The sequence below is a fragment of the Asaia astilbis JCM 15831 genome, assembly GCF_000613845.1.
Taxonomy (GTDB): Bacteria; Pseudomonadota; Alphaproteobacteria; order Acetobacterales; family Acetobacteraceae; genus Asaia; species Asaia astilbis.
This window is the reverse complement of sequence record NZ_BAJT01000039.1, coordinates 1-2,283: the sequence shown is the minus strand read 5'-3', so window position 1 is coordinate 2,283 and position 2,283 is coordinate 1. Positions and strand designations below refer to the sequence as shown.

General features: G+C 57.1%; 4 protein-coding genes. All 4 read left to right on the top strand.

Annotation, left to right across the window (positions count from 1 at the left end; all coding sequences use genetic code 11):
* Nucleotides 1-130 precede the first annotated feature (130 nt).
* A complete protein-coding gene (locus JCM15831_RS15195) occupies nucleotides 131-814 on the top strand; it encodes a lambda exonuclease family protein (protein ID WP_025824905.1) in 684 nt (227 codons plus the stop codon).
* Entirely contained in the window at nucleotides 814-1,485 is a 672-nt protein-coding gene (locus JCM15831_RS15190; RefSeq protein WP_025824904.1) for a hypothetical protein, read from the top strand. The genes JCM15831_RS15195 and JCM15831_RS15190 overlap by 1 nt, the downstream gene beginning before the upstream one ends.
* Nucleotides 1,482-1,631: a hypothetical protein gene (locus JCM15831_RS21755; protein WP_156938935.1), complete on the top strand. Its 150-nt coding sequence runs from the start codon at nucleotides 1,482-1,484 to the stop codon at nucleotides 1,629-1,631. The genes JCM15831_RS15190 and JCM15831_RS21755 overlap by 4 nt, the downstream gene beginning before the upstream one ends.
* Nucleotides 1,632-1,886: 255 nt before the next feature.
* The coding region (locus tag JCM15831_RS19705; RefSeq protein ID WP_035774774.1) for a hypothetical protein at nucleotides 1,887-2,283 on the top strand (397 nt) is incomplete at its 3' end.

Here is a 2,283-nt window from a genome sequence, read left to right as displayed (position 1 = left end):
TGCTCGTAGAAGCCGCACGGACACCAGACCGCGAGGCACTGACCGCCGATGAGCTGGAAGAGCGCGGGATTGCGCCTGACTCTTTCGCCAAGGCTCGCGCGGCTCTGGCTAAGGCTATGGGAGAGGGGGCGTGAGAATATATCGCGACCTTGAACAAGGCACAGACGAGTGGCTTCAGGCACGCTGCGGGATCATCACGGCAAGCACGATCGGCAAGCTACTCACGAGCACGGGTAAAGCGGCAAAGAACGATCACTCGCGTCGCCTTGTCTCGGACCTTTTGGCCCAGCGCATCACCGGCCTGACCGATCCATCCATCTCGAGCCGCACACTTGAGCGCGGCCACGAGGACGAGATGGAAGCTAAGCTGAAATATGCACTGGAGATCGCACCCGTCGAAGAGGTCGGCTTCATCACTGAGGATTTCGGCGGCGTGGTCATCGGATATTCGCCGGATGGGCTCGTGGGTGATGGCGGGCTCATCGAGTGCAAGTCGCGCCTGTCTGGCCTGCAGCTCAAGACGATCATCAGTCTGGAAGTCCCGAGCGAATACATGGCTCAGATCCAGACCGGCCTCATGGTCACAGGGCGTAAGTGGCTCGACTTCATCAGCTACCCAGCCATGGGCGGGGGCAAAATGATGGTCATGCGCGTCTATCCAGACCCCGAATTTCAGACGGCTCTTCTCGACGCGGCCCGCGAGGCGGAGATGGAGATCCGCCGCCAGTACGCCGAATACGAGAACGCCATCAAATCAAATAAGGCGCGGTTTTTTGACACCGAACGCCGCGAAGAAATGGAGATCATGCTCTGATGGTCGATCTATCAAAAACGATCATCGCCAAGTCGGATCAGTTGAACGCTGACGATCTGCTGGGCGGACCGATTACCGTTAAGATTCAGGCAGTCAAAGAGGGCAATACAGACCAGCCGATAGCCATCTTTTACGAGGGCTGCAACGGAAAGCCATTCTACCCGTGCAAGTCAATGCGCCGTGTCCTCGTGAATGTCTGGGGCAAAGACGGTGCCGATTATGTCGGCAAGTCTATGACGCTCTTTCGCGATGCTGCCGTGAAGTTTGGCGGGATCATGGTTGGTGGCATTCGCATCAGCCACATGAGCGGGCTCGAAAAAGACATGCCTATGGCCCTGCAGGTCACGAAGGGGAGTAAGAAGCTCTACACCGTCAAGCCGTTGAAGTTACGGGTTGCTCAGGCACAGACGCAGGCGACCGAGACGCAGCCGAGGCAGGAAACGCGTGCTCCTACAACTCAAGAGAGATACGCGCGCTGGCTGAAGAAGGCAGAAGCGCCAGAGCAAGTCATAGCTGTTCGGGGGAAATGGAACGGTTACGTCTCTCAAGCGGATGAGAGCGGCAACCCGGTCTCCGACGATCTGCAAAACGAAGTCGCCGAGATGATTCAGAAGCGCCTCGATGAACTGGCCGCAAACTATGTCGGACAGCCCGAGCACGCGCCCGCATGACCGAGGCCACGCACCAAAACACCGCACAGGCCGGAGACGACGAGATCGCGGACCGCCTGACACGAGAGAAGAAGGCGCAGGACAGGATCCGCGCCTGCATCGAGACACAGGAAAGACGAGCGCAGGGGAGAGACAGGCATGAGTGAGACAAGGATAGAGCGAGGCAAATATTATGTTGCTGAAGTGTCATTCAGGGAAGGAAATCCTGTCCATATGGCTATTGCATACGGACAGCTTACTTCTGGAGTAGTTCTTTGGTGTTACGGGTATGAAGGGCAAATATGGACGGACGTTTCAAAGCTATCGTGGTTCAAAATCGTAACTGCACTGCCCCAAATGGATTGTAGTCCGTCAAGGGGCATGCCGCCTTCCAAAAAGGATGACGTTCGGAGCGTATCGAAATGACCCACGGACAGAAGCCGGAGAGTGCCTTTTATACAAACACAATCAAAATGACGCTCCAGCCCGATCCCTTCAAGATAGGAATGCCTGGGGGGACGATATCGTTCTTCAAGGGCGGGCGAGTTACATCCGATTTTCCTGACCCGGATGAGGCGGCGAAAATCTTTCTACACTATGTAGAGCAGCACTACCAGCGCCACATCATCGAAGCCGAGGCCCGAGGCGCGGCAGAGCAGAGCCGGAAGGATGCAGAGGGGCAGGAGCCTGTTGGGTATCTGTCCGCTACGGGACTCGAGCAGATTGCCAGTCAGTTGCACGGGTACGCAAACCTCCGCCGCTCGCGCGGCTCTGCTGAATTTGCGAGGAAATGGGGGCCCGACATACCGCTCTACGACC